This is a genomic window from Leifsonia psychrotolerans, from assembly GCF_013410665.1.
Lineage (GTDB): Bacteria > Actinomycetota > Actinomycetes > Actinomycetales > Microbacteriaceae > Cryobacterium > Cryobacterium psychrotolerans_A.
Genome location: NZ_JACCFM010000001.1, coordinates 823,234 through 848,575, shown reverse-complemented (window position 1 = coordinate 848,575; position 25,342 = coordinate 823,234). Strand labels below are relative to the sequence as shown.

At 64.9% G+C, this 25,342-nt stretch carries 19 protein-coding genes; 10 read left to right on the top strand and 9 right to left on the bottom strand.

Features of this window, described 5'->3' with window-relative positions; all coding sequences use genetic code 11:
- Positions 1-179: 179 nt before the first annotated feature.
- Positions 180-461: a DUF4031 domain-containing protein gene (locus HNR05_RS03825; protein ID WP_179577819.1), complete on the top strand. Its 282-nt coding sequence runs from the start codon at positions 180-182 to the stop codon at positions 459-461.
- An 85-nt stretch (positions 462-546) separates the two neighbouring features.
- On the opposite strand, the gene HNR05_RS03820 is transcribed toward HNR05_RS03825, so the two are convergent.
- Entirely contained in the window at positions 547-3,108 is a 2,562-nt protein-coding gene (locus tag HNR05_RS03820) for an Rne/Rng family ribonuclease (RefSeq protein WP_179580537.1), read from the bottom strand.
- A 278-nt stretch (positions 3,109-3,386) separates the two neighbouring features.
- On the opposite strand from HNR05_RS03820, the gene HNR05_RS03815 reads away from it, so the two are divergent.
- A complete protein-coding gene (locus HNR05_RS03815) occupies positions 3,387-3,989 on the top strand; it encodes a vitamin K epoxide reductase family protein (protein ID WP_179577818.1) in 603 nt (200 codons plus the stop codon).
- Between the two features lie 162 nt (positions 3,990-4,151).
- On the opposite strand, the gene ndk is transcribed toward HNR05_RS03815, so the two are convergent.
- From ndk to HNR05_RS03790, 5 genes are all read right to left on the bottom strand, one after another.
- On the bottom strand, positions 4,152-4,574 hold the full coding sequence (ndk, locus tag HNR05_RS03810) for a nucleoside-diphosphate kinase (protein ID WP_179577817.1): 423 nt from the start codon (positions 4,572-4,574) through the stop codon (positions 4,152-4,154).
- Complete coding sequence (locus tag HNR05_RS03805) at positions 4,571-4,894, bottom strand: DUF4233 domain-containing protein (RefSeq protein ID WP_179577816.1); 324 nt, start codon at positions 4,892-4,894, stop codon at positions 4,571-4,573. Before HNR05_RS03805 ends, ndk begins: the two co-directional genes overlap by 4 nt.
- Before the next feature lie 41 nt (positions 4,895-4,935).
- Positions 4,936-6,312 (bottom strand): bifunctional folylpolyglutamate synthase/dihydrofolate synthase, encoded by a 1,377-nt coding sequence (locus HNR05_RS03800; RefSeq protein WP_179577815.1) that lies wholly within the window; start codon positions 6,310-6,312, stop codon positions 4,936-4,938.
- Entirely contained in the window at positions 6,305-9,724 is a 3,420-nt protein-coding gene (ileS, locus tag HNR05_RS03795; protein WP_179577814.1) for an isoleucine--tRNA ligase, read from the bottom strand. The genes HNR05_RS03800 and ileS overlap by 8 nt, the downstream gene beginning before the upstream one ends.
- Before the next feature lie 249 nt (positions 9,725-9,973).
- Positions 9,974-10,639: a TetR family transcriptional regulator gene (locus tag HNR05_RS03790; protein ID WP_179577813.1), complete on the bottom strand. Its 666-nt coding sequence runs from the start codon at positions 10,637-10,639 to the stop codon at positions 9,974-9,976.
- A gap of 102 nt (positions 10,640-10,741) precedes the next feature.
- On the opposite strand from HNR05_RS03790, the gene HNR05_RS03785 reads away from it, so the two are divergent.
- The 7 genes from HNR05_RS03785 to HNR05_RS03755 all read left to right on the top strand — a co-directional run bounded on the left by HNR05_RS03785 (position 10,742) and on the right by HNR05_RS03755 (position 19,460).
- A complete protein-coding gene (locus tag HNR05_RS03785) occupies positions 10,742-12,412 on the top strand; it encodes an ABC transporter substrate-binding protein (RefSeq protein ID WP_179577812.1) in 1,671 nt (556 codons plus the stop codon).
- Positions 12,397-13,398 (top strand): ABC transporter permease subunit, encoded by a 1,002-nt coding sequence (locus tag HNR05_RS03780; protein WP_179577811.1) that lies wholly within the window; start codon positions 12,397-12,399, stop codon positions 13,396-13,398. Before HNR05_RS03785 ends, HNR05_RS03780 begins: the two co-directional genes overlap by 16 nt.
- Positions 13,395-14,252 (top strand): ABC transporter permease, encoded by an 858-nt coding sequence (locus HNR05_RS03775; RefSeq protein WP_179577810.1) that lies wholly within the window; start codon positions 13,395-13,397, stop codon positions 14,250-14,252. Before HNR05_RS03780 ends, HNR05_RS03775 begins: the two co-directional genes overlap by 4 nt.
- Positions 14,249-15,994 (top strand): dipeptide ABC transporter ATP-binding protein, encoded by a 1,746-nt coding sequence (locus HNR05_RS03770; RefSeq protein WP_179577809.1) that lies wholly within the window; start codon positions 14,249-14,251, stop codon positions 15,992-15,994. Before HNR05_RS03775 ends, HNR05_RS03770 begins: the two co-directional genes overlap by 4 nt.
- A 115-nt stretch (positions 15,995-16,109) precedes the next feature.
- Positions 16,110-18,734, top strand: a complete 2,625-nt coding sequence (valS, locus tag HNR05_RS03765) for a valine--tRNA ligase (protein ID WP_179577808.1) — start codon at positions 16,110-16,112, stop codon at positions 18,732-18,734.
- A 10-nt stretch (positions 18,735-18,744) separates the two neighbouring features.
- Complete coding sequence (locus HNR05_RS03760; RefSeq protein ID WP_179577807.1) at positions 18,745-19,191, top strand: GNAT family N-acetyltransferase; 447 nt, start codon at positions 18,745-18,747, stop codon at positions 19,189-19,191.
- A gap of 2 nt (positions 19,192-19,193) precedes the next feature.
- The gene (locus tag HNR05_RS03755) at positions 19,194-19,460 is read left to right on the top strand and encodes a hypothetical protein (protein ID WP_179577806.1); all 267 of its coding nucleotides are present in this window, start codon (positions 19,194-19,196) and stop codon (positions 19,458-19,460) included.
- A gap of 21 nt (positions 19,461-19,481) precedes the next feature.
- On the opposite strand, the gene HNR05_RS03750 is transcribed toward HNR05_RS03755, so the two are convergent.
- A complete protein-coding gene (locus tag HNR05_RS03750; protein WP_179577805.1) occupies positions 19,482-20,315 on the bottom strand; it encodes a methyltransferase domain-containing protein in 834 nt (277 codons plus the stop codon).
- A gap of 54 nt (positions 20,316-20,369) precedes the next feature.
- Here HNR05_RS03750 and HNR05_RS03745 point away from each other — a divergent pair, with 54 nt between their 5' ends.
- Entirely contained in the window at positions 20,370-22,415 is a 2,046-nt protein-coding gene (locus tag HNR05_RS03745) for a M3 family metallopeptidase (RefSeq protein ID WP_179577804.1), read from the top strand.
- Positions 22,416-22,625: 210 nt separating this feature from the next.
- Here HNR05_RS03745 and HNR05_RS03740 read toward each other — a convergent pair whose 3' ends face one another.
- The gene (locus HNR05_RS03740) at positions 22,626-23,846 is read right to left on the bottom strand and encodes a benzoate/H(+) symporter BenE family transporter (protein WP_218868804.1); all 1,221 of its coding nucleotides are present in this window, start codon (positions 23,844-23,846) and stop codon (positions 22,626-22,628) included.
- A 124-nt stretch (positions 23,847-23,970) separates the two neighbouring features.
- Positions 23,971-25,251 carry an ATP-dependent Clp protease ATP-binding subunit ClpX gene (clpX, locus tag HNR05_RS03735; protein ID WP_179577803.1) on the bottom strand — a complete coding sequence of 427 codons (1,281 nt, stop codon included), beginning with the start codon at positions 25,249-25,251 and terminating at the stop codon, positions 23,971-23,973.
- Positions 25,252-25,342: the final 91 nt, after the last annotated feature.

Here is a 25,342-nt window from a genome sequence, read left to right as displayed (position 1 = left end):
CCGGGGGGTCCCGATTCCTATTGTGGAAAGTCACTGGGATGAACGAGCCGAATCGGCTCATTTCTTTTCAGAAAACCTTGGCGAAAGCGTGAACCTAAAAGTCCAACACACACCAAGGGTCAACTTTAGCTGACCAAATGCCCCTCGGTCAAACCGACAGGCATCCGTACAATTCAAATATGACCGTGTTGATCGACAAACCACTGTGGCCCGCTCACAACACGCTCTGGTCCCATCTTGTCAGTGATTCCTCGCTGGAGGAACTTCATTCGTTCGCGGCGCGACAGGGTATTCCACGGCGCGCATTCGATCTGGACCATTACGACGTACCCGAGGCGCGCTACGCGGCCCTGGTGGCCGGTGGAGCGCTTCCCGTGACCATCCGGGAACTCGTCACTCGACTGCGTCAGAGCGGTTTACGAATCACGGCCAAGCAACGTCGGGGCCTCCCCCGCTCCTGAACGCGGCTGCCGCGGAAATGACACATGCGGGCCCACGTGAACACCGGGACCCGCATGTGTGCCGTTACCGGCGTCGTCGGTCGATCTAGTTCTTCGACTCTCCCACCGGAGCGATGATCGGCTGGGCGGCCTGCGTCGACCCACCCGCCGTCGAACCGCCGGCCGTCGTCACCCGGCGGCTGCGCGAACGCCCTTGACCGGGCTGTTTGGGCTCGGGAAGCGCCTCAAGCACCGAGTCGAGCAGCTGATCGGTGACCTGCTTGCTCACGGGGCGCTTATTGCGCTGCGACTTGCGAACCGGGATGTCGAGAATCTCGACTGACTCCGATTCGGTCTCGACAACGCTCGCGGGCGGAGCATCGACCGGAGCCTTCGCTACTGCTGCGCCCTGAGTCTCCGACGTCGGCTCGGTGCGCGCTCCGGCAGCGACGACCGGAATCGAGCCGGTGTGGGTAATCGTGCTGGCGGCGATCAGCGCCAAAGCGTGCTTGGCGTCCTCGGTGATTCCGTGGGTTCCGTTGCTGCCCTTGGGCGCCTCGACCCCCGCCGGAGCGGCGGTGTTCTGCGCAGCGTTCGACTCGGAGCGGCTGTTATTACCACCGTTAGTGTTTCCACCGTTGCCGCTGTTGCCGTTATTGCTGTTATTGCTGTTAGTCCCGTTGCTGCTGCTAGTGCCGGACCTGCCCCGCGGGCGTCGTTCGATCGCAGGCTGAGCGGTCTGACGGTGCTTCACCACGGGGTCGTGGTGCACGATGATTCCTCGTCCCGCGCAGACTTCACAGTTTTCGCTGAACGACTCGAGCAGGCCGAGACCCAACTTCTTGCGCGTCATCTGCACGAGTCCGAGCGAGGTGACCTCGGCCACCTGGTGCTTGGTGCGGTCGCGGCTCAAGCACTCGATTAGGCGACGCAACACGAGGTCGCGGTTCGACTCGAGCACCATATCGATGAAGTCCACGACGATGATGCCGCCGATGTCTCGCAGGCGAAGCTGACGCACGATCTCTTCGGCAGCCTCGAGGTTGTTCTTGGTGACGGTCTCTTCCAGGTTTCCGCCGGAACCGACGAACTTGCCCGTGTTGACATCGACCACCGTCATGGCTTCGGTGCGGTCGATCACCAGCGATCCACCGGACGGCAGCCATACCTTGCGGTCCAGCGCCTTCTCAATCTGCTCCGAGATGCGGTACTCGTCGAACGCGTCCTGCGTCGGGTTGTCGTACTTCTCGATGCGTTCCATCAAATCCGGGGCAACCTGGCGCACATAGCTTTCGATGACCTCGCGGGAGTCTTCACCCGAGATGACCATTTTGTGGAAATCTTCGTTGAAGACATCACGCACAATCTTGATGAGCAGATCGGGTTCGCTGTGCAGAAGCGCCGGGGCTTGCACGTTCTCGACCATCGAGCTGATGATCGCCCACTGCGACGTCAGTCGGTTCACATCGAGAGCCAGTTGCTCGTCGGTTGCGCCTTCGGCCGCCGTGCGCACGATTACGCCGACGTTCTCCGGCAGCACTTCCTTGAGGATCTTCTTCAGGCGTGCGCGTTCGGTGTCGGGAAGCTTGCGGCTGATGCCGTTCATCGAACCGTTGGGAACGTAAACGAGGTAGCGGCCGGGCAGCGAGATCTGACTGGTGAGACGGGCCCCCTTGTGACCAACGGGGTCCTTGGTGACCTGAACCAGCACCTTGTCGCCGGGCTTCAGCGCAAGTTCGATGCGGCGGGCTTGGCTGCCCCCCGGAGAGTTCTCGGCTGCAGCTTCCCAGTCGACCTCACCGGAGTAGAGCACAGCGTTGCGGCCGCGTCCGATATCAACGAACGCCGCTTCCATGCTGGGAAGAACGTTTTGCACCTTGCCGAGGTAGACGTTCCCGATCAGTGATGCGTCTTGGTTCTTGGCCACGTAGTGCTCGACCAACACGCCATCTTCGAGAACGCCGATTTGAATCTTGTTGTGCTTGGCACGCACAACCATGGCTCGGTCGACCGATTCACGACGAGCCAGGAACTCGGCTTCCGTGATGACGGGGCGGCGACGCCCCGCATCGCGACCGTCACGACGTCGCTGTTTCTTGGCTTCGAGCCGGGTGGAGCCCTTGATGCGCTGGGGTTCGGTGATCAGCTCCGGTTCGCGCGGAGTACGCACCTTGACCACGGTATTCGCCGGGTCGTCGGAGCCCGAACGGCTCTCGTCGCCCGAACGGCGGCGGGCACGACGACGAACCGTCGACGATTCTTCGTCATCGAAGTCGTCCCGGCGAGTGCTGCTCCGCGGTGGGAGCGGCAGGATGTCCGGCGCCTGAAAGATCAGCGACGTCGTGGGCCGGCGAACCGGTGCCTCCGGCGGCGTCACGACGTCTGGGGTCGCCTCGACGGCTTCGGCCACACTGGTGCCCCCCAAGCCGGCCGGGGCACTCGACGTGCTCGGCTCGACGTTCTCCTGCGTTGATTCAGGATTCTCTTCGCGTGCAGCAGTGGCCACCCGTTGCTCGACCGGCGGCTGCTCAACCGCGGGCTGCGCGACCGCGGGCTGCGCGACCGCGGGCTGCGCGATCATGGACTGCTCAACCGGTGCGGTTTTGCGTGCGGACTTGCGCGTGCCGAAGAGGCCCTTGCGCTTCTTGATTTCGTTGTCTTCCACCATCACTGGTGTGCTCCTTGACCGGTATGGGCAACCGCGCCACCCATCCGGGTACTCTCTCGTGCGACGGCAACGCTTACGCGTTTCCCCCGCGAATCCTAATTTCGTCTGCAACCGGCTCTGGGCTCTGGTTGCTAATACCTTTGGTCGTGGGACCAATGAATCTGGGCGATTTCAGCCCATTAAGCCTTCTTTGGGGTCTACCCGAGCGCGGCTCGGGTGACTTCCTCGATTATCGCATGCAAACGCACGATCGTGCGCGCGGCGCGTGACATAATCCGATGGTGCCTCCCAGCGAACCCCTCACGCGCACGCGCGGCCTCGGTATTTTTCTCGTTATCGGCGGTGCGATCGCTTTCGCAGCAGCCTTTGCGCTCACCCTCGACAAGATTCATGTGTTGCAGAACCCGGACTCGCAACTCTCCTGCAATTTCAGTGTCCTGATCGGCTGCAGCAAGAATCTCGCATCGTGGCAGGGGGCCCTTTTCGGCTTTCCCAATCCGCTGATCGGACTCGCCGCCTGGAGCGTCGTCATCACCATCGGCATGGCCATCTTGGCGGGTGCCCGATTCGCCCGGTGGTTCTGGATTCTGTTCACCGCAGGCGTCTGGGCGGCGCTGGCCTTCGTGATCTGGCTCATCGCCCAGAGCATCTTCGTGCTCGACGTGCTCTGCCCGTGGTGCATGGTGACCTGGGCCGTGACCATCCCCACGTTCTGGGCTGTCACGCTGTACAGCCTCAAGGAAGGCCATATTCCGGCATCGGCATCCGTCAGACGGCGCGCGGCCGCGGCCTACTCCTGGATTCTCGTGATCACTGTCGTCTGCTACCTCATCTTCGCCGTCGTGGCGCAACTGAAGATGGATGCGCTGGGTCGCCTCTAGCTCCACCCCTTCACGCGAAATCGGAGTTGTGGTCGTTCTCACGCTGTGAGAACAACCACAACTCCGATTTCGCGAAACGTTGCTTGAGGGTTGGGGGTTGTACGGGTTGTACGGGTTGTACGGGTTGTACGGGTTGTACGGGTTGTACGGGTTGAGGTGGGGCTACTTGAACCAGAGCGCCAGCTCACGCGCGGCCGACTCAGGCGAGTCCGATCCGTGCACGAGGTTCTGCTGAACCTTCAGTCCCCAGTCACGCGCCAGATCACCGCGGATGGTGCCGGGAGCTGCGGTCGTCGGATCGGTGGTGCCGGCCAGGCAGCGGAAACCCTCGATCACGCGGTTTCCCGCGATTCGGAATGCGACGATAGGGCCGCTCTCCATGAACTCAACGAGCGGCTCGTAGAAGGGCTTGCCCTCGTGCTCGGCATAGTGCGTCGCGAGTAGCGTTCGATCGGCCTGAAGCAGCTTCATATCAACGAGGGAGTACCCCTTGGCTTCGATGCGGCGCAGAATCTCACCGGTCAGATTGCGGGCGACTCCATCAGGCTTGACCAGAACCAGGGTTTCTTCGATCGGGGTGCTCATGCGTTCTCCTTCTGATGATCTAACTTCGTGCCAACGACCATGCAGTACGTCCACATGGCCGCGAAAATAGCGCCGACAAAAAATAGTGTGGGGTTCAAGAATCCCGCTGCGATCACAATGACCTGAACGGCCCAGCCGATCAGATAGGCCCACTGAAATCTCAGCAGGCCGACAGTGCCCACCATGATGATGAGAAGTACTGCGCCGCCGCCGAGCGCAGCCAGCGGTGGCAACGCCTTCAGCCCGAAGAGCACCAGCGCAGCCAAAAACACGACGATCACCTCGAAACCGAGCACGATCGAGGCGAGAGAGCGCTTCACAGAACGCGGCGCCGGTGTGCGCGGCGTAGCTCCCGGGCGCCTCACTGCGTCATCCATTCGCTGGCCGAGGCCACGGCTACCGCCTCGCCCACAAGCGTGATCGACCCGGCCACCACGACGGCACGGCGCTTTGCCTGACCAGCCCACTCGCGTGCGGCCTCGAGAGCCTCGGTGAGGTCGCCGAACCGGAAGGTCGTCTCATCGCTCGTGAGATCTGCGATCTGGTCGGCGAGTTCATCGGCGGGGATTGCGCGTTCCGAGTGCGACTGGGTGACGTGAAAACGGGTCGCCCTCGCGGCGAGAGCCGAGACAATGCCCGGCACGTCTTTGTCTGCCAGGATGCCGATGACCACGGCGATCTCGTCGAAGTCGAAATACTCCCCCAACGCGTCGCTGAGCGCCAGGGCGCCGTGCGGGTTATGGGCGGCATCCACCAGCACGGTCGGCTCAATGCCGACGAGTTGCAGGCGTCCGGGCGAGGTCACCGTTGCGAAGGCTTCGGTCAGAAGATCGCCGACGAGCGGCTGTGTGCCGGCCCCCAGGAACGACTCGACCGCCGCAATCGCGACCGCGGCATTCTGTGCCTGGTGGGTACCGTACAACGGCAGAAACAGATCCGTGTAGGTGCCGGCAAGCCCGCGCACCGTGATGAGCTGCCCGCCCACGGCGACATGCGAGGCCAGAACGTCGAACCCGTCACCCTCGTGAGCCAGCGTCGACTCAGTCAGTTCGGCGGCGCGCACGATTTCGGTCCGCGCCTCGACGCTTTGCTTCGCCGAGACGACGGCCGCTGCGGGCTTGATGATGCCCGACTTGGTGCGGGCGATCTCGGCGACAGTGTGACCGAGACGCGTGGTGTGATCGAGCGCGATGGGGGTGAAGACGGCGACTTGCCCATCGGCCACGTTGGTGGAGTCCCACTCGCCGCCCATGCCGACCTCGACCACGGCGACATCCACCGGCGCATCGGCGAAGCTGGCAAACGCGAGGGCGGTCAAGGCTTCGAAGAAGGTGAGAGGCTCGTCGCCGGAAGCGATCAGCTCGGCGTCGACCATCTGCAGGTAGGGCGTGATGTCGGCCCAGTTCGCGGCCAGAGCCTCGTCACTGATCGGAACGCCGTCGATCATGATGCGCTCGTTCAGTCGAACGAGGTGCGGGCTGGTCATCAGACCGGTCCGCAATCCGTATGCACGCAGAATGCTCTCGGCGATGCGGCTCGTGCTGGTTTTTCCGTTGGTGCCCGTGATGTGAATGACCGGGTAGGCGGACTGCGGATCGCCGAGCAATTCGAGCACCCGACGGGTGGGTTCCAGGCGTGGGCGGGGAGCGGACTCGCCGACTCGGCGAAGCAAGGCGGTGAGCACGGCATCGCCGGCCTCACGCCAGTCGTCGCTCTGAAAATCGTCAGTGTCAGACATTGGTCAATCCATTCTCTCGTGCGACAGCAACGATGAGGGGGCCCTGGTTGACGTAGGCCTCCGTCTCGAAGCGCACATGGTGTTCGCTCGTGGCGCCCGTGATCGACTGCAGCGACGCGGTCGTGATGTCGACTGCATCCGTTGCGGCGAGGCCCGTGGCGGGGCTGTGCACGGCGAACCTCAGAGCCAGGGTCTCCCCCGCGACGTCGACCGAAACAGCACGGGCGAACGAGTCGGCATCCTCCTGGTCGAAAAAGACGAGGTCAAGACGGATGCGGTCGCTCACGTCGAAGCCGGCCGCCTTGCGGGTGTCCTGCACCGCGCGGATCACGTCGCGGGCGAAGCCCTCTGACTCGAGTGCCGGTGTGGTTTGGGTATCGAGCAACACGAAACCGCCGTCGGCCAACAGCGCACGGGCGACATCGCCTGCACCTGAATCGTCCCCGGTGGCCAGCACGAGCTCATACTCACTCGGTTCGAGTGCAATGCCACCGGCGGTGACGATGCCATCGGTCTCACTCCAGTCGCCCGTCCGAGCGGCCTTGATGACCTGCTGCACGTTCTTACCGAGGCGCGGGCCCGCGGCACGCGCGTTCACCGTGAGCTTGGAGGTGATGCCGTACGCGGCAGCACTGTTCTCGGCCAGCTCGACGAGCTCGACCGCCTTGACGTTGAGCTCATCGCGGAGGATCGCCTCGAACGGCGCGAGGATGGCCGTGTGTGAAGCGACGACGGTGAGTTTCGCGAGCGGCAGTCGAACGCGCAGACCGGCCTGCTTGCGCAAGGACAACACCGTGGAGCTGATCGTGCGCACCTGGTCCATCGCCGCGACCAGTTCGGGGTCGGCGGGGAATGCCGAGGCGTCGGGCCAGTCGGTGAGGTGCACGCTGCGCCCGCCCGTCAAACCCTGCCAGATGCGCTCGGAGATGAGAGGCAGCAACGGGGCGGCGACTCGCGTCACCGTTTCGAGCACCGTGTACAAGGTGTCGAAGCCCTCTGCTCCGGAGCCGTCTTCCGCCACTCCGTCCCAGAACCTGTCGCGCGATCGACGCACGTACCAGTTCGTGAGCACGTCCGCGAAGTCGCGCAGTTTGCCGGCGGCGAGTGTGCTGTCGAGCTGTTCGAGATCGTGTTCGACCTCCTCGATCAGGTCGCGCGTTTTCGCCAGCAGGTAGCGGTCGAGCACATCGGTCGAGTCGGTACGCCAGGTCGCCTGATATCCGTTCACGCCTGAGGCATTCGCGTAGAGGGAGAAGAAGTACCAGGTGCTCCACAACGGCAGCATGACCTGGCGCACACCCTCACGGATGCCCTCTTCGGTGACAACCAGGTTGCCGCCGCGCAGCACCGGGGAGCTCATCAGGAACCAGCGCATGGCATCCGAACCGTCCCGATCGAAGACCTCGTTCACATCGGGGTAGTTGCGCAACGACTTCGACATCTTTTGGCCGTCGTTGCCGAGCACGATTCCGTGGCTGATGACGTTTTTGAATGCCGGTCGGTCGAACAGCGCGGTGGAGAGCACGTGCAGCAGGTAGAACCAGCCACGGGTTTGCCCGATGTACTCCACGATGAAGTCGGCCGGGTTGTGGCTGTCGAACCAGTCGCGGTTTTCGAACGGATAATGGGCCTGCGCGAACGGCATTGATCCGGAGTCGAACCAGACATCCAGCACGTCTTCGATGCGACGCATGGTGGACTGGCCAGTCGGGTCGTCGGGGTTCGGCCGCGTCAGCTCGTCGATGTACGGTCGGTGCAGGTCGGTCGGGCGCACTCCGAAGTCGGCCTCGAGCTCGTCGAGCGAGCCGTAGACATCGACGCGCGGATAGTCGGGGTTGTCGCTCTTCCAGACCGGGATGGGTGACCCCCAATAGCGGTTGCGGCTGATCGACCAGTCGCGCGCGTTGGCGATCCATTTACCGAACTGGCCGTCTTTCACATTGCCCGGAACCCAGGTGATCTCCTGATTGAGTTCGACCATGCGATCACGGAACTCGGTCACCCGCACGAACCAGCTCGACACGGCCTTGTAGATCAGCGGGTTGCGGCAACGCCAGCAATGCGGATAGGAGTGCTCGTAGCTCGCCTGGCGGATGAGACGCCCCTCGGCCTTGAGCATCAGGGTGAGCGGCTTGTTGGCATCCGACCAGAGCATGCCCGCGACCTCGGTGACCTGAGCCAGGAACTTTCCGCCCTCATCGAGCGAGAGGATGACGGGGATGCCCGCGGCCTCGCACACCTTCTGGTCCTCTTCACCGTAAGCAGGGGCCTGGTGCACGATACCGGTGCCGTCAGCGGTCGTGACGTAGTCGGCGACGAGGATCGTCCACGCGTTCTCGGTACCCCACTCCTCGGTATCTGCGTAGTAGTCGAAGAGGCGGTCATAGGCGACGCCCTCGAGGTCGCGTCCGACGACGGTGCGCGAGACGGCGGCGAGAGCATCGGCCGCGCTGTCATAGCCGAGGTCCTTCGCGTAGTTGCCCACCAGGTCGATCGCCAGCAGGTACTCGGCACCGAGCACCTCGGTGGACCCACCGGCGTGAACCGACGCGTCATCTTCCCGCAGCACCGTCGCATCCGGGGTTCCATGGGGCCCGGCCGGCAGAACGGCGTATTCGATGTCGGGGCCCACGGCCAGGGCGAAGTTCGTCGGCAACGTCCACGGGGTCGTGGTCCAGGCGAGGGCCCGCACCGCGGTCAGCCCGAGCGCTTCGGCCTTCGTGCCGACGAGCGGGAACGTGACGGTGACCGTCTGGTCCTGGCGCATCTTGTAGACGTCGTCGTCCATGCGGAGTTCATGGTTTGACAGCGGGGTTTGGTCGCGCCAGCAGTACGGCAGTACGCGGTAGCCCTCGTAGGCGAGGCCCTTCGTGTGAAGCTCCTTGAACGCCCAGATCACCGACTCCATGTAGGTGATGTCGAGGGTCTTGTAGCCTTTCTCGAAGTCGACCCAGCGTGCCTGGCGGGTGACGTAGTCCTGCCATTCGTGGGTGTACGTGAGCACGGAGTCGCGGGCGACGCCGTTGAACACGGCGAGGCCCATCTCTTCGATCTCGCTCTTGTCGGTGATGCCGAGGCGGCGCTCGGCCTCAAGCTCGGCGGGCAGCCCGTGGGTGTCCCACCCGAAGCGGCGGTGCACCTGCTTGCCGCGCATCGTCTGGAAGCGGGGGAACAGGTCTTTGGCGTAGCCGGTGAGCAGGTGGCCGTAGTGCGGGAGGCCATTCGCGAAGGGCGGGCCGTCGTAGAAGACCCATTCTTCGGCGCCCTCGCGGTTGTCGATCGAGGCCTGGAAGGTCTTGTCGTTCTTCCAGAACTCCAGCACCTCCTCCTCGATGGCGGGGAAGTTCGGCGAGGATGCGACGCCGCTCGGCGCGGCGGTCGTGGCGGGGGTCTGACCCTGGGGGTACGTCATGGTTCTCCTGGACGATTCGGCTCTCGAAAACGACAACCCTGTTCCACGAGGACGAACGATTCTCGCCTCGAGAATCGCCGCGGTACCACCTCGCTTGCCGCCTCCGCCCTCTCAGGCAGGTGACGACCGCTTATTCATCGGCGATGACGGGCCGAACCGTTCGGTTCTACCGGGAACGACGCCAGGCGTCGAACCGTTCCTCCGAAGACTCCCCGGTGATGGCCGGATCAATGTCGTTCAGCGACAATTCTACCCTGTCGGCAGGAGCGCATCGAAACCCGCACAGACAGGATCGATGGCCGAGGCCAGGCTGGGCGCAAGCGACCCGCGCTGCACCCCCGACCGCGCCCAGCCGAGCGCGGCGACGCCCACAGCCGCACATACGGCCGCCGCGAACGCTCGACAGAGCGGGTCCCCCGCAACCCGGGCGGTCTGGTGCTCGAGCGACCGGGCGAGCACATCGGCCTGAACGGTGAATCGTGGCAGAGCGGATGCCTGCAGCTCCGTGGTAGTCCCCATCAGGTCGTACTGGGTCAGCGCCCACGGCACCTGACCGGGTGCCATCTCGTCAGCCAGGGCGAGAAGCGCAGTGCGCACGATCGAGACGGGTGTCGGGACGGGGCCGACGGCATCCGTTTCGGCGGGCCGGGCCGTTGCCGTCGCCGCGGCGAGCGCCGCGGGCAGACCCGACAGAATCTGGTCGACCTCGACCCAGAGCAGGTCGCTTTTTGCCGGGAAATAGTTGAAGAAGGTGTTACGGCTCACTCCGGCGCGTCGGGTGATCTGTTCGATGTTCGTCGCCCGATAGCCCTGTTCCAGGAACAGCTCGGCTGCGGCCTCCTGCAGCATGGCTCGGGACGAGCCGTTCGGGCGACCCGTCCGGCCGAATGAGTGGTCGGTCTGGAGAGCGTTCATGAGTGACTTCCGCAGGCTCTACGATGGAGAGAGCCCATCACTTAATGGACTCAGTCCAACAACTCTAGTGTGCGCGAGAGCGCGACGCGAGAAAGAAGTCTGATGAGCACGAGTCGCCCCTCTCGCCGCCCGACCAGCGCTACCGCTGTTCCCCTGTTCGCCGGGCTGGCGGTTGTCGCCGTCGCCATGACCGGCTGCACGTCGGCCACTCCGGGCCCCGTGAGCACCAGCACCCCTCGCGCCGGCGGCACGCTTACCTACGCGTCCGGGGATGCCGAGCCGACCTGCCTCGACCCGCATGTCGGTGGCAACTACCCCCAGGCGCTGGTGAGCAGTCAGTTCCTCGAGCCCCTGGTGTCGCGCGACAGCACGGGTGCCATCATCCCGTGGCTTGCGGCATCCTGGACCGAGGGCACGGACGGCCTCACCTGGGACTTCACGCTCCGCGACAAGGTGACCTTCAGCGACGGCACCCCGCTCGATGCGGCGGCCGTGCAGGCCAACGTTGCCCACCTGCAAGACCCCGAGACGGGTTCGTCGACCGGTTACCTCGCTCTGGCGAAGGTGGCGTCGACCGAAGTCGTCTCCCCGAGCGTGGTGCGCTTCACCATGACTGAGCCAGACAGCGCCCTGCTCGAATCGCTCTCGCAGCCCTGGCTCGCCATCGAGTCCCCGACGGCGTTGAAGCGCAGTCAGGACGAGAATTGCCAATCCCCCGTGGGCACCGGCCCGTTCACCGTGACGAGTTGGCTCAAGCAGGATGCCATCACCCTGACGAAGAACCCGAACTACACGTCGCCGCCCGCCGACGCCACGCATCAGGGCCCCGCCTACCTCGACACCATCATCTGGAAGTTCATTCCCGAATCGGCTTCCCGCTATGCCGCCTTGCAGGCCGGTGAGGTCGACGTCATAGACAACGTGCAACCCGACACCATCGTGCTGGCCGAGAAGAGCAAGACCCTGCAGCACCTCGACGCCCCGCGTCCCGGGGCAGCCAACCGCATCGAACTGAACTCGAGCACGGCGCCCTTCGACGATGTGCGCGTGCGCGAGGCATTCATCCGCTCGGCCAACGTCGACGACGCCGTGACCAGCCTGTTCCAGGGCACCGCGACGCGTTCGTACTCTGCCCTGTCGAGCATCGAGCCGCTCGCAGTGTCACGCCCCGACCTCTTCGGCTACGACCCGGCTGCCGCGAACGTCCTTCTCGACACCGCCGGCTGGACGGCGCGAGACTCAGCGGGCTATCGGGTGAAAGGCGGCGAGCGCCTGCGCGTAAAACTGCCGATCAGCACCAACCAGTCGATTCCGGCTGAGCAGTCGCTGTTCGAGCAGATCCAGGCGACGGCGAAGGCCACCGGCTTCGAGGTTGTACTCGAGCCGATGGATCTGTCGAGCTGGTACGGCGCCCTGGGCGCGCACGAGTACAACGCGGTGAGTGCGCCGTACACGAAGGTCGGCCCCGACGTGCTGCGCATCCTCTACCACTCGAGTGGAATCATTCCGGCGCCGAGCGGCTACTTCGCCAACAACGCTCAGGTGAATGATCCTGCCCTCGATGCCCTGCTCAGCCAGGCTGGCCAGGTCTCCGACCCCGGCGAGCGAGCCACGCTTGAGGAGCAGGCCCAGAACATGCTGCTTGACGGCTTCTACCTGCTGCCGCTGTACGACCAGCAGAACCACTTCCTGCTCGGTGCCGACGTGGCCGGCGTACGCGCGCTGCCCACCGTGTCAGTCCCGACATTCCAGGGCGCGTGGCTGAACCGGTAGCGGCCGCTCGCCGCCGCTCCTCCACCGGGGCGGCGGCGCGTGCCGCGCTCTGGCGAATCGGCGGCGCAGTTTTCGTGCTCTGGGCCGTGGCGACTCTCACGTTCTTCGCTGTGCGCGTCATTCCCGGGGATCCGGCGCTGGCCATTCTCGGCGGCCCCGGATCGCAGGCGTCGGCCGAGGCGCTCGCGGCGGTGCGTGCCGCATACGGACTCGACCAACCACTGCTCCTGCAGTACCTCGCCCAGCTCGGGCGCCTGGCGACCGGCGATCTCGGCCACTCCTACGCCCTCAACATGGATGTCGCCCCGCTCGTTCTGCCCCAGCTGGCCGGCACCCTGATTCTCGCCGTCTGCTCACTCGCACTTGCCTGGGTCTTCGCGCTGGGGTTTGCCCTCTGGACCACGCGCGGCGGACGCATCGTCGAGGCGATCGGCTCCGGCCTCGAGGTGGTGGCCGCAGCCCTGCCGCATTTCTGGCTCGCTACCACCTTGATCGTGGTGTTCAGCCTGTGGCTCGGTATTCTCCCGCCAATCAGCACCCCGGGTGCGGCCGGACTCGTCCTGCCTGTGCTCACCCTCGCCATCCCCCTGGCCGGATTCCTGGGCCAGGTCATGCGTCCGTCACTGCTGGCAGCGTTGGAATCCCCCTTCGTGTTGGCCGCTCGGGCGCGCGGTGAGAGCGAGTCCGGGGTGCGCTGGATCCACGCGGTGCGTCATGCGGCGGTTCCGGCAATCAGCCTGACCGGGTGGGCATTCGGCTCATTGATCAGCGGTGCGGTCGTGGTCGAGACGATCTTCGCTCGGCCGGGACTCGGTCGCACGCTGTTGACGGCCGTCACCGCACGCGATGTTCCCGTCGTTGTCGGCGTCGTGCTGATCGTCGCGGTCGCCTACATTCTGATGACCCTGCTGACGGATGCTGCGACCCGGCTGGCCGACCCCCGCCTCCGTGAGGCAGCCCCGGCCGGGAGTGGGGAGCGACCATGAGCGACCTCGAGATTGCCTCCGGGCTCGGTCGAGCGCGGCGCGCATCACCGGCGGCTGTGGTCGACGTTCCCAGCGTGCTCGCCGGCGCGCTTTTGCTCTTTCTGCTCGCGGCCGCCACCGTTCCGTGGTTCGTTGCCCCCGGCGACCCACTCGCGATCGATCCGCTCGCGGCGTTCGCCCCGCCCTCCGCCACCCACTGGTTCGGCACCGACGAATCGGGGCGCGACATCTACACCCGTGTGGTGCATGGCGCGGGCAGTTCCCTGCTGATCGGTTTTCTGGCGACGGCGATCGGGCTGGGCCTCGGAATCCTGATCGGCACGATCGCCGGCATGAGCGGCAGGATCGTCGATTTCGCGCTGGGTCGTTTCGTCGAGGTACTCTTCGCGTTCCCCGGCTTGCTCGTCGCACTGCTGTTCATTCTGATCTTCGGTCCCGGCGTGGCCACAGCAACCATCGCTGTCGGCCTGGCCACCGCGCCCGGCTATGCCCGCATCATCCGGGCTCAGTTCATCACCGTACGCCGCTCGGCGTTCGTCGAGGCGGCGACCGTGCTCGGGCACAGCCCCGCCCGCATCCTGCGCCGCCATATTCTGCCGAACACTCTCGCCCCGCTTTTCGTGCTCGCCACGCTCGGCCTCGGCCAAGCCATCGTCTGGGCGGCGGCACTCAGCTATCTCGGACTCGGAGCGGCCCCTCCTGCCGCAGAATGGGGCGCCATGCTCTCGGCCGGACGCATTTATCTCGGCTCGGCCTGGTGGATGAGCTTCTTTCCCGGCCTCATGATCGTGGCGACGGCTGTCGCGGCGACGGCGCTGGGTCGCGGCATCGAACGACGGATGCGCCACGCATGAGCGAGCAGATCGCGGCATCCGCTGCGCCCGCCGTGCGCGTGCAGAACCTGCGGGTGGCATTCCCCACACCGGCGGGTATGACCCCGGTCGTCGACGGTGTCTCGTTCGAGGTGCGACCGGGTGAATGTCTGGCACTGGTCGGCGAGTCGGGGTCGGGCAAGAGCGTGACGGCTCGCAGCCTGCTCGGCCTGGCCGGGGCCCGCGCTCGCGTGCAGGCCGACGAGCTCAGTATCGGCGGGGAGAGCATGCTTCGCCTCTCTGACGCGGCTTGGCGCCGGCATCGCGGACGCTCCGTCGGGCTTGTGCTGCAAGACGCCCTGGTCTCGCTCGATCCCCTGCGCACCGTGGGGCGCGAGGTCGCCGATCCGCTGCGGCTGCACACCACGCTGCCCCCTGCCGAGCGCGCAGCGAAGGTCGTGGAACTACTGGAACGCGTCGGCCTGCCCGACCCTCGGCTGCGAGCGGCCGCCCGCTCCGGCGAACTCTCGGGTGGCCAACGCCAGCGTGCACTCATCGCCTCGGCGATCGCCCTCGACCCGCCGCTGCTCATCGCCGACGAGCCGACGACGGCTCTCGACGTGACGGTGCAAGCGCAGATTCTCGATCTGCTCGCCGAGATCACTGCGGCGGGAACCGGTCTGCTGCTGATCAGCCACGATCTGGCCGTCGTCGCCCGAATCGCCGACCGGGTCGCGGTCTTTCACGACGGCCGCATCGTCGAAACCGGGCCGACCGACGACGTGCTCTCCGCGCCGCGGCATCCGCAGACCCAACGGATGTTGCGGGCCGTGCCCGTCGACAAACCGCGCGGCTCACGACTCTCGCTCGGTACAGCGGAGCGGACGCCGTCGCGCCCCTCGACGCACCCGCTGACGCACCCGCCGACACTGACGCGACCCCGTACCGGGCCTCCCGCCACCGGGCCCTCCGCCACCGGACCCTCGCCCGACATCGTGCTCGACGCAACTGGGCTGTCGAAGAGTTTTCGCGGCCCCGACGGCCGACATCGGCTCGCCGTCGACGGCGTCTCTTTCCAACTGCACCGCGGAGAAACGTTGGGCCTGGTCGGCGAATCAGGCTCTGGCAAGACCACAGTTGCTCGGCTCGCCCTCGCGCTCTCCACCCCCGATGCCGGAACGGTCCAGGTACTCGGTCAGGAATGGACGAGCGTCACCGAAAAGAAGCGTCGCGGTGTGCGCCGCCAGATCGGCGCCATCTACCAGGACGCCCTGGGCTCGTTCGACCCCCGTTGGACTGTCGGTCGACTGCTCACCGACGCCATCCAGCCCGTATCGCTGTCCGAGTCCGCGTCCGAGTCCGCGTCCATGTCCATGTCCGTGCCAGCGCTGACCGCCGCCGAGTTACTCGACGGGGTCGGCCTCCCCCCGTCGTTTCTCAGCCGGCATCCGCTTGAGCTCTCGGGTGGGCAGCGCCAGCGGGTCGGAATCGCCCGAACCCTGGCCGGTCGTCCCCACATTCTCATGTGCGATGAACCGGTCTCGGCGCTCGACGTGGGCGTGCAGGCCCAGGTGCTCGATCTGCTCGACGAACTGCAACGCGAATTCCAGCTCTCACTGCTGTTCATTTCCCACGATCTCGGCGTTATCCAGCACATGAGCGATCGCGTCGCCGTCATGCAGAACGGGCGCATCGTCGAAATCGGCGCGACAACCCCGGTGCTGGGCGACCCTCAACATGAGTACACCCAACGTCTGCTCGCGAGTGTTCCACGACTCGGCTGAGCCGCGTTTGCCGCTCGTGCGGTCAAGCCGAACAAGCGCATCCGGTAGATTAGAGGCCTCACACTTCAGGCACCTCATCACCGACACGGTGTCGCCCAGACCGAACCGGAGAGTCATGTCCAGCGCCGACCGCGTCCCCGAGAAACCCGCCCTTGAAGGGCTGGAAGCCAAATGGGAGACCACCTGGGAAGGCGCAGGAACCTACCGGTTTGACCGCGAAGCCGCCCTGACCGCGCGTGACGCGAATGCCGGAACCACAGGCAGCACCGGGGCCGTCTTCTCGATCGACACGCCGCCGCCCACCGCATCCGGTTCGCTGCACATCGGCCACGTCTTCTCCTACACTCACACGGATGTCATCGCTCGCTTCCAGCGCATGCGCGGCAAGAACGTGTTCTACCCGATGGGCTGGGACGACAACGGACTGCCCACCGAGCGTCGCGTGCAGAACTACTACGGCGTGCGCTGCGACCCATCGCTGCCCTATGAGGCCGAGTTCGTGCCACCACACGAAGGCGGGGACGGCAAGAGCATCAAGGCCGCCGATCAGAAACCGGTCAGCCGTCGCAACTTCATCGAACTGTGCGAACGACTCACCACAGAAGATGAGAAACAGTTTGAAGCGCTCTGGCGCACGCTGGGCCTCAGTGTCGATTGGACCCAGACCTACCGCACCATCGGCCCGGAGGCCCTCTTCACTTCGCAGCTGGCCTTCCTCGGCAACGTCGCCCGCGGCGAGGCCTACCAGGCCATGGCCCCAACACTGTGGGATGTCACCTTCCGCACGGCCGTCGCCCAGGCCGAGCTCGAAGACAAAGAGCAGCCGGCCGCCTACTACCGGGTCTCATTCGAGAAGACTGAGGGCGGCACCATCGAGATCGAGACCACGCGTCCCGAACTCCTGCCGGCCTGTGTTGCCCTGGTGGCACATCCCGACGACGAGCGCTACAAGGCGCTGTTCGGCACCACCGTGCGCACCCCGCTCTTCGATGTCGAGGTGCCGATCCTCGCCCATCACCTCGCCCAGAAGGACAAGGGCAGCGGAATCGCAATGATCTGCACCTTCGGCGACGTGACCGACGTCGTCTGGTGGCGTGAACTCGACCTGCCGAACCGCGCAATCATGGGCTTCGACGGCCGCATCATCGCCGACGCCCCCGACGTGATCAGCTCCGAGGCCGGACTCGCCGCTTATGCAGAGTTAGCCGGCAAGACCGTCTTCTCCGCCAAGGCCGCCGTTGTCGAGTTGCTCACGTCGAGCGGCGACCTGATCGGCGAACCCCGCTCGATCGTTCACCCGGTGAAGTTCTTCGAAAAGGGCGACAAGCCACTCGAAATCGTCTCGACCCGCCAGTGGTATATCCGCAACGGTGCCCGCGACGAAACCCTGCGCGCGCGACTGCTCGAACACGGCAACGACCTCGAATGGCACCCCGACTTCATGCGCGTACGCTACGAGAACTGGGTCAACGGCTTGACCGGCGACTGGCTGATTTCGCGTCAGCGCTTCTTCGGCGTTCCGTTGCCCGTCTGGTACCCGCTCGACGCCGACGGAAACCCGGTCTTCGACGAGCCCATTGTCGCCACTCGTGAGATGCTGCCCGTCGATCCCTCGAGCGACACCGCTCCGGGCTACACCGAGGACCAGCGCGGCATCGCCGGCGGCTTCCGTGGTGAAGTCGACGTGATGGACACCTGGGCCACCTCCTCCCTCACCCCGCAGCTCGCCGGCGGCTGGGAGCGCGACCCCGAACTCTTCACCCTCGTCTACCCGTATGCGCTGCGCCCCCAGGGCCAAGACATCATCCGCACCTGGCTGTTCAGCACCCTGCTGCGTGCCGAACTCGAGCACGGTAGCTCGCCGTGGAAGCACGCCGCGCTGTCGGGCTTCATCGTCGACCCCGACCGCAAGAAGATGTCCAAGTCGAAGGGCAACGTCGTCACCCCGGCCGGAATGCTTGAGCAGCACGGTTCGGACGCCGTGCGCTACTGGGCCGCTTCGTCACGCCTCGGCACCGATGCCGCGTTCGACCCTCAGAACCCGACCCAGATCAAGATCGGTCGTCGTCTGGCGATCAAGATCCTGAATGCGTCGAAGTTCATCCTGAGCTTCACAGGCGACGCGGATGCCACGGTCACCGAGCCGGTCGACGCGAGCATGCTGGCGAACCTGGCCATCGTGGTCGAGACGGCGACGGCAGCGTTTGAGAACTTCGACCACGCGCGTGCGCTCGAGACGGCAGAGAGCTTTTTCTGGACCTTCTGCGACGACTATCTTGAGCTCGTCAAGGAGCGCGCTTACGGTGAGGTCGGCCCCGAGCAGGCGTCCGCCGTCGCCGCCCTGCGCACTGCGCTGTCGACGTTGCTGCGCCTCTTCGCGCCGTTCGTGCCGTTCGCCACCGAAGAGGCCTGGTCCTGGTCCAACGATGACTCGGTGCACCGTGCACCGTGGCCCGTTGCCGCCGAGTTGGCTACCCCGGCCGTGTCCGGGGATGTCGCTTTGCTCGACCTTGCCAGCCGTGCTCTCACCGGCATCCGTCGGGCGAAGACCGATGCCAAGGCGTCGCAGAAGGCTGATGTCGCAACCGCTTCGATCAGTGGTCCGGATGCGGATATCGCACTGATCGCATTGGCGGCGGCCGATTTGGCAGCCGTGGGCAGAATCAAGGAATTGTCATTTATTGCTGGCGTTGAGTTGGCCGTTACGGATATCGTGCTCGACACGGTGTCAGAAAGTTAAGGGGAACCTCATGTCTGTACAGGTACGCACGCTGGGCGACAAGGATTTTTTCTCCTGGCTCGGTCTCTTTGAGGGCTACAGCGAGTTTTACAAGAGTGAATTGACCGATGAAAAGGCCCTACAGGTCTGGAGCTGGATCATCGACAAGAACCATCCGCTTGAGGGTGCAGTCGCCGTCGACGGTGACGGAACGTTTGTGGGCTTCACCCACTTCCGCATCGTTCCCGACACGCTCCGCGCCACCAACGGCCTCTTCCTGGACGATCTGTTCGTCTCGGATGAAACGCGCGGTGCCGGTGTCGGACGGGCGCTCATCAACCACGTGCGCGACTATGCGGCAACGCACAAGCTCAGCGGTATTCAGCTGATCACCGCGGCCGACAACACCACCGCACAGCGCTTGTATGACGACATGGGCACCCGCACCGAGTGGGTCACCTACGAGATTGCGCTCTAGACGTGCAGCTCGGAACGCGCTGGCCGCTCGGCGATCCGGTTCCCACCGGACTGCCCCACGTGGTTGAAATTGCTGTGCAGGCTGTCGAGGAAGAGCTCACGGCCCTCGGCGAGGACAACAGCGCTTGGCGCTGGACGCTCACCTGGCTCGAGTCGAAGCCCGTGCTCGAACTCGACGACGGCACGATCATTCGTTATAACCCGACGGAAGACAGCGCGACAATCACGCAGCCGATGGGGCCGATCGACGACGAAGACGACTGGGTCTAACCCGGTCTCACCGTTCGCCGCCTACTTGCGGGCGATGACCTCGCCGTGCGGCATCGCGAACCACCCGTCGGGGTGGGCCGCCCAGGTCTGCCACGCGGCAGAAATCGTCTGCAATTCGCTCAGGTCGGCGGCCCCGGATTCAATGGCGTGCGTGGCAAAGTTCGAATCGACGGCGCGTTCGGCCCAGGACTGCCCCCACCATTCACGTTCTGCCTCCGAGGCGAAACACCAGATCGACGCACCGCTCGTCACGTCGTCGAAACCGGCCAGTCGGCTCCAGGACTTGAGCGAGCGTCCGGCATCCGGGTCACCGCCGTTCCACCGGTGCACGGCCTGGTAGGCGGTCATCCAGGCGGCGAGGCCCGGCAGCGCTGGGTGCCAGATCACGCCGCCGTAGTCGACCTCGCGCGCCGCGAAGATGCCGCCGGGCTTCAGCACCCGGCGAATCTCGGTGATTGCGGCGACCGGGTTCGCCACATGCTGCAGCATCTGGTGCACGTGCACGACGTCGAAACTGTCGTCGGCGAAGTCGAGCGCGTAAACGTCGCCGATCTGAAAGCGCACGGTGTGCAAGCCCTCGTCCTGCGCTAGAGCATTCGCCTGGTCGACGATGTCGGGCGACGCATCAACTCCGATCACCACGCCGGGGGCGACCCGGCGCGCCAGGTCGACAGTGATTGTGCCGGGCCCCGAACCCACGTCGAGCACCCGTTGGCCGGCCGCGAGGTATGGGATCAGATACTCGGCAGAGTTCGCCACAGTGCGCCACGTGTGTGAGCGCAATACGCTGGGGTGGTGACCGTGCGTGTATTTCTCACGGGCTGCGGTTTCGAAGCGATCGGCCGAATCAGTCATAGTCAGAGCCTAGAACTGATTCCCGCGGCAGTCGCGCGAAAGTAGGCTGGGGAGATGGTCGACACTGCGAATCCCTTCCTCACTCCCAGCACCCTCCCCTATCAGCTGCCGCCGTTCGCCGACATCCGTGACGAGCACTATGCGCCGGCTTTTGCCGAGGGCATGCGTGAGCAAGCGGCCGAGGTCGCCGCCGTCGCCAGAAACCCCGAACCCGCGACCTTTGAGAACACGTTTCTTCCCCTGGAGCGCAGCGGAGCCACCCTCGGCCGTGTCGCCCGTGTGTTCTCCAACAAGTGCTCATCTGACTCATCAGAGTTCACTCTGCAGCTCGAAGAGGAACTCGCCCCGCAGCTGGCCGCGCACCAGGACACCATCACACTCGACCCGGCCCTGTACTCCCGCATCCAGGCCGTCCACGCTCAGCTGGACGCACTCCCTCTCGACGCCGAATCGCGCTATCTGGTGGAGAGGTACTCGACCGAGTTCACGCTCGCCGGAGCCGGGTTGTCTGCCGAGCAGAAAGAGACGCTGCGCGACTACAACCAGCGACTCTCGACCCTGACCACCCGGTTCGAGAAGAACCTGCTTTCGGACACCAACGAACTGGCCGTCGTCATCGACGACGTCGCCGAGCTCGACGGACTCGCACCCGGTGAGATCTCCGCGGCAGCCGAGGCCGCAACGGAGCGCGGTCTGACCGGCGCATACCTGCTCACCCTGGTGCTGCCGACCGGACACCCCGCCCTCGCAGACCTCACCAACCGTGCCGTTCGCGAACGGGTCATGGCGGCGTCGCGAGCCCGCGGCATCCGTGGCGGTCAACACGACAATCGCGATCTCATCCTGCAGATCACCGGCTTGCGGGCCGAACGCGCTCGATTGCTCGGCTTCGACACCCACGCGGCAGCCGTCACCGCTGACCAGACGGCAGGCACTCCCGAGGCCGTCGCCGCAATGCTCGTTCCCCTTGCCGCAGCAGCCGCCGGCAATGCCCGCGCCGAACAGGCGCAGTTGCAGGCCCAGATACTGGCGAGCGGCGAGACGTTTGAGCTCGCAGCTTGGGACTGGGCCCACTACGCCGAGGCCGTGCGCCGCACAACGTATGCCGTTGACACGGCGGCAATGCGCGAGTACTTCGAACTCGAGAAGGTGCTTCGTGATGGGGTTTTCTATGCGGCAACGCTGCTCTACGGCGTCACTTTCACCGAACGCAGCGACCTGACCGCCTGGCACCCGCAGGCTCGGGTGTTCGAGGTGAAAAACGAGGACGGTTCCCCCGTTGGCTTGTACATCGGCGACTTCTACACGCGCGATTCAAAGCGCGGCGGCGCCTGGATGGACTCGCTCATTCAACAGAGCACGTTGCTCGGCACCCCGACCATCGTGATGAATAACATGAACGTGCCGAAGCCCGCCGCGGGTGAGCCCACACTGCTGAGCTATGACGAGGTCAACACGCTCTTCCACGAGTTCGGGCACGCCTTGCACGGCCTGTTCGCGCAATCGACGTATCCGAAGTTCTCCGGCACGAACGTCTACCGCGACTTCGTCGAGTACCCGAGCCAAGTCAACGAAATGTGGATGCTGTGGCCCGAGGTTCTCGCCAACTACGCGACACACTATCGAACGGGCGAGGCGTTGCCGCGCCAACTCGTCGAAAATTTGCGTGCCTCCTCGACGTTCAACGAAGGCTTCGCAACGAGCGAATATCTGGCTGCGGCACTTCTAGATCAGGCCTGGCACAGCATCGACGCCGACACCCACGTCACCGACGTCGCAGCCTTCGAAGTCGAGGCCCTGGCTGCAGTCGGCCTCAACAACCCGGCCATACCCCCGCGCTACGCCAGCACGTATTTCGCGCACACCTTCTCGGGAGGCTACGACGCAGGCTACTACTCCTATATCTGGAGTGAGGTGCTCGATGCGGACACCGTCGCCTGGTTCACGGAAAACGGCGGGCTGACTCGGACCAACGGCGAGCGGTTCCGCACCCGCCTGCTCGGCGTCGGCGGCACGAAGGACCCGTTGGAGGCCTACCGGGACTTTCGCGGTCGTGACGCCGACGTCCAGCCGCTCTTGGACCGTCGTGGCTTGAACTAGCCTCCGTCGCGCCCTGAAATAGCCGCCGTCGCACCCTCAACCAGGGCCGCCCGTCGCGTCGTGACCCAGCCGCCCGTCGCACCCGTCTTCCTGACCCCTCACCCGTACCCGTCACTCCCGCCCCCGCCCCGCCCCGGTTTCTTTCCGCCTGGGGAGGGCGAGGACGGGCGCGCCCGGCACGGGCGGCACGGCACGAGGCCCGAAGCCCGGTTAGGGTCCGACGAGGGGTTCCGCCCGCGGGGCATCCGTTGGGGTCGGCGTGTGCCGCCGGAGACCGCCAAGCCAGAGCATGATCACGCCGCCGACGGCCAAGCCCCAGAAGGCCGACCCGATGCCGAGGATCGAGATTCCCGACGCCGTAACGAGGAACGTCGTGATTGCTGTGATGCGGTGCCGCGGGTCGTCAAGTGCACCGGTGATGCTTGTCACAAGCGCTCCCAGCAGCGCCAAACCGGCAACCGCTGTGATCAGGATGGGTGGCGATGCTGCGACCAAGGCTGCGGCGAACCCGGCCCCGAGGCCGAGCACAAGGTAGACGACCCCCGATGAGAGTGTCGCGATCCAGCGTTTCGACTTCTGCGGGTGTGCCTCCGGACTGGCCATCAGCGCTGCGGTGATGGCGGCAAGGTTGATGCTGTGGGCACCGAACACTGACCCCGCGACGGTGGCCAGGCCTGAGGTCACGAGAATCGGCCGCGGTGAGGGCCTGTACCCGAATGTAGAGAGGACGACGAAGCCCGGCACATTCTGACCGGCCATTGTCACGATGAAGAGTGGCAGTGCGAGGCTCACGATCACCGCAGCGTCAAAGGTCGGGGCGGTGAAGACGAGTGCCGGCGACGACGTGGAGGCCGTGAGCCAATCCGTTCCCGCCGTCAGCGCAATACCGATCGCAGCAACGACCATCGCGGCGGGAACGGCCCAGCGCGCGGCGAAGCGCATGAGTACCAGCCAGACCACGATGACCGGAATGGCGAGCAGAGGCTGCTCGACTGCAGCAGTCACGGGTGCCAGGCAGATCGGAAACAGAATGCCCGCGAGCATTGCGCTGGCGATGGGCTTCGGAATGCTTGTGATCGCCCGCCCTAACGCCGGCCAGAGTCCTGTCAGCACAATCAGAACACCACAGACCAGAAAAGCTCCAACGGCAGCGCCGAAGTTGTGAGTGGTTCCACCGGCGGCTACAAGCAACGCGGCCCCGGGGGTCGACCAGGCGAACGAAATGGGGATCTTGAACACCGCGGGCACGACAATGCACGTCAGTCCGACCAGCAGACAGAGCGCAAGAAGGGCGGATGCCGCTTGGGCGTCGCTTGCCCCGACAGCATGCATGCCGGCGATGACAAGCACGAACGAACTCGCGAATCCGGTGATCGCGGCGACAATACCGGCAAAGACGGGCTGAAAGATGGGTTCGACTCCTCGTATCAACGCCCGTATGCACGCGGCGACTGTCGGAACCTTAGAGTCTCCTCAGCCTCAATCAACTCCGGTTTGCATCGGCGCAGGCGATACGCCACTCTACGCCTACCGCAGTTCGATTGATCGGCGCGGCCTAAGCTGACTTCTCTTCGCGCAGCATCGGGTGTGGCACAATCGTCGGCGCCGCATTGTCGAGCACCGCCTCACGTGTGACGACCACGCGAGCCACCTCGGTGCTCGAGGGCACCTCGAACATGATCGGCCCGAGCACTTCTTCCATGATGGCGCGAAGGCCTCTCGCCCCTGTTTTGCGCAGCACGGCCAGATCGGCTATGGCCTCAAGCGCCGGCTGTTCGAACTCGAGCTCAACGCCATCGAGCTCGAACATGCGCTGGTACTGGCGCACGAGGGCGTTTTTGGGCACGGTCAAAATCTGCATCAGGGCCACCTGGTCGAGCTGGGTGACCGTCGTGACGACGGGCAGACGACCGATGAACTCGGGAATCAACCCGAACTTATGCAGGTCTTCTGGAAGCACTTCACTGAACAGGTTCACGTCGTCGCCCTTGCTGTGCAAGGGGGCACCGAAACCGATGCCCTTCTTGCCCGCACGCGACGAAATGATTTCTTCGAGGCCGGCGAACGCGCCGGCCACGATGAAGAGCACGTTGGTGGTGTCGATCTGAATGAATTCTTGGTGCGGATGCTTGCGCCCGCCCTGAGGAGGTACCGACGCCACGGTCCCTTCCAAAATCTTGAGCAGCGCCTGCTGCACGCCTTCACCGGACACGTCACGCGTGATCGACGGGTTCTCGGCCTTGCGGGCAATCTTGTCGATCTCGTCGATGTAGATGATGCCGGTCTCGGCACGCTTGACGTCATAGTCGGCGGCCTGAATGAGCTTCAGAAGAATGTTCTCAACGTCTTCTCCGACGTAGCCAGCCTCGGTCAGCGCCGTCGCATCGGCCACGGCGAACGGCACGTTGAGTCGCTTCGCCAGAGTCTGAGCAAGGTAGGTCTTGCCGCAGCCCGTTGGGCCGATCAGCAGAATGTTCGATTTGGCGATCTCGACGTCGTCGTGGAGTGCATCGGCAGCGGTCAGCGTGCTGCGTGCACGAACTCGCTTGTAGTGGTTGTACACCGCAACGGCCAGCGAGCGCTTGGCTGCTTCTTGACCGATGACGTATTCCTCGAGAAACCCGTAGATCTCTTTCGGCTTGGGCAACTCAAATTCACCGCTGGCTTCCTCGGCCCCCGCCTCAGCGAGACGTTCCTCGATGATCTCGTTGCACAGTTCGACGCATTCGTCGCAGATGTACACTCCAGGGCCAGCAATCAACTGCTGAACCTGCTTTTGGCTCTTCCCGCAAAAGGAGCACTTGAGCAGGTCGGCGCTTTCGCCTATACGGGCCATCTGTCAGCCTCCTTCATCGGGTCAATTTGTGGGTGCTGTTGCCTTCGAGCCTAGCCTGTGGCTCCGACACTTGCGTGCATGACGGGCCCGA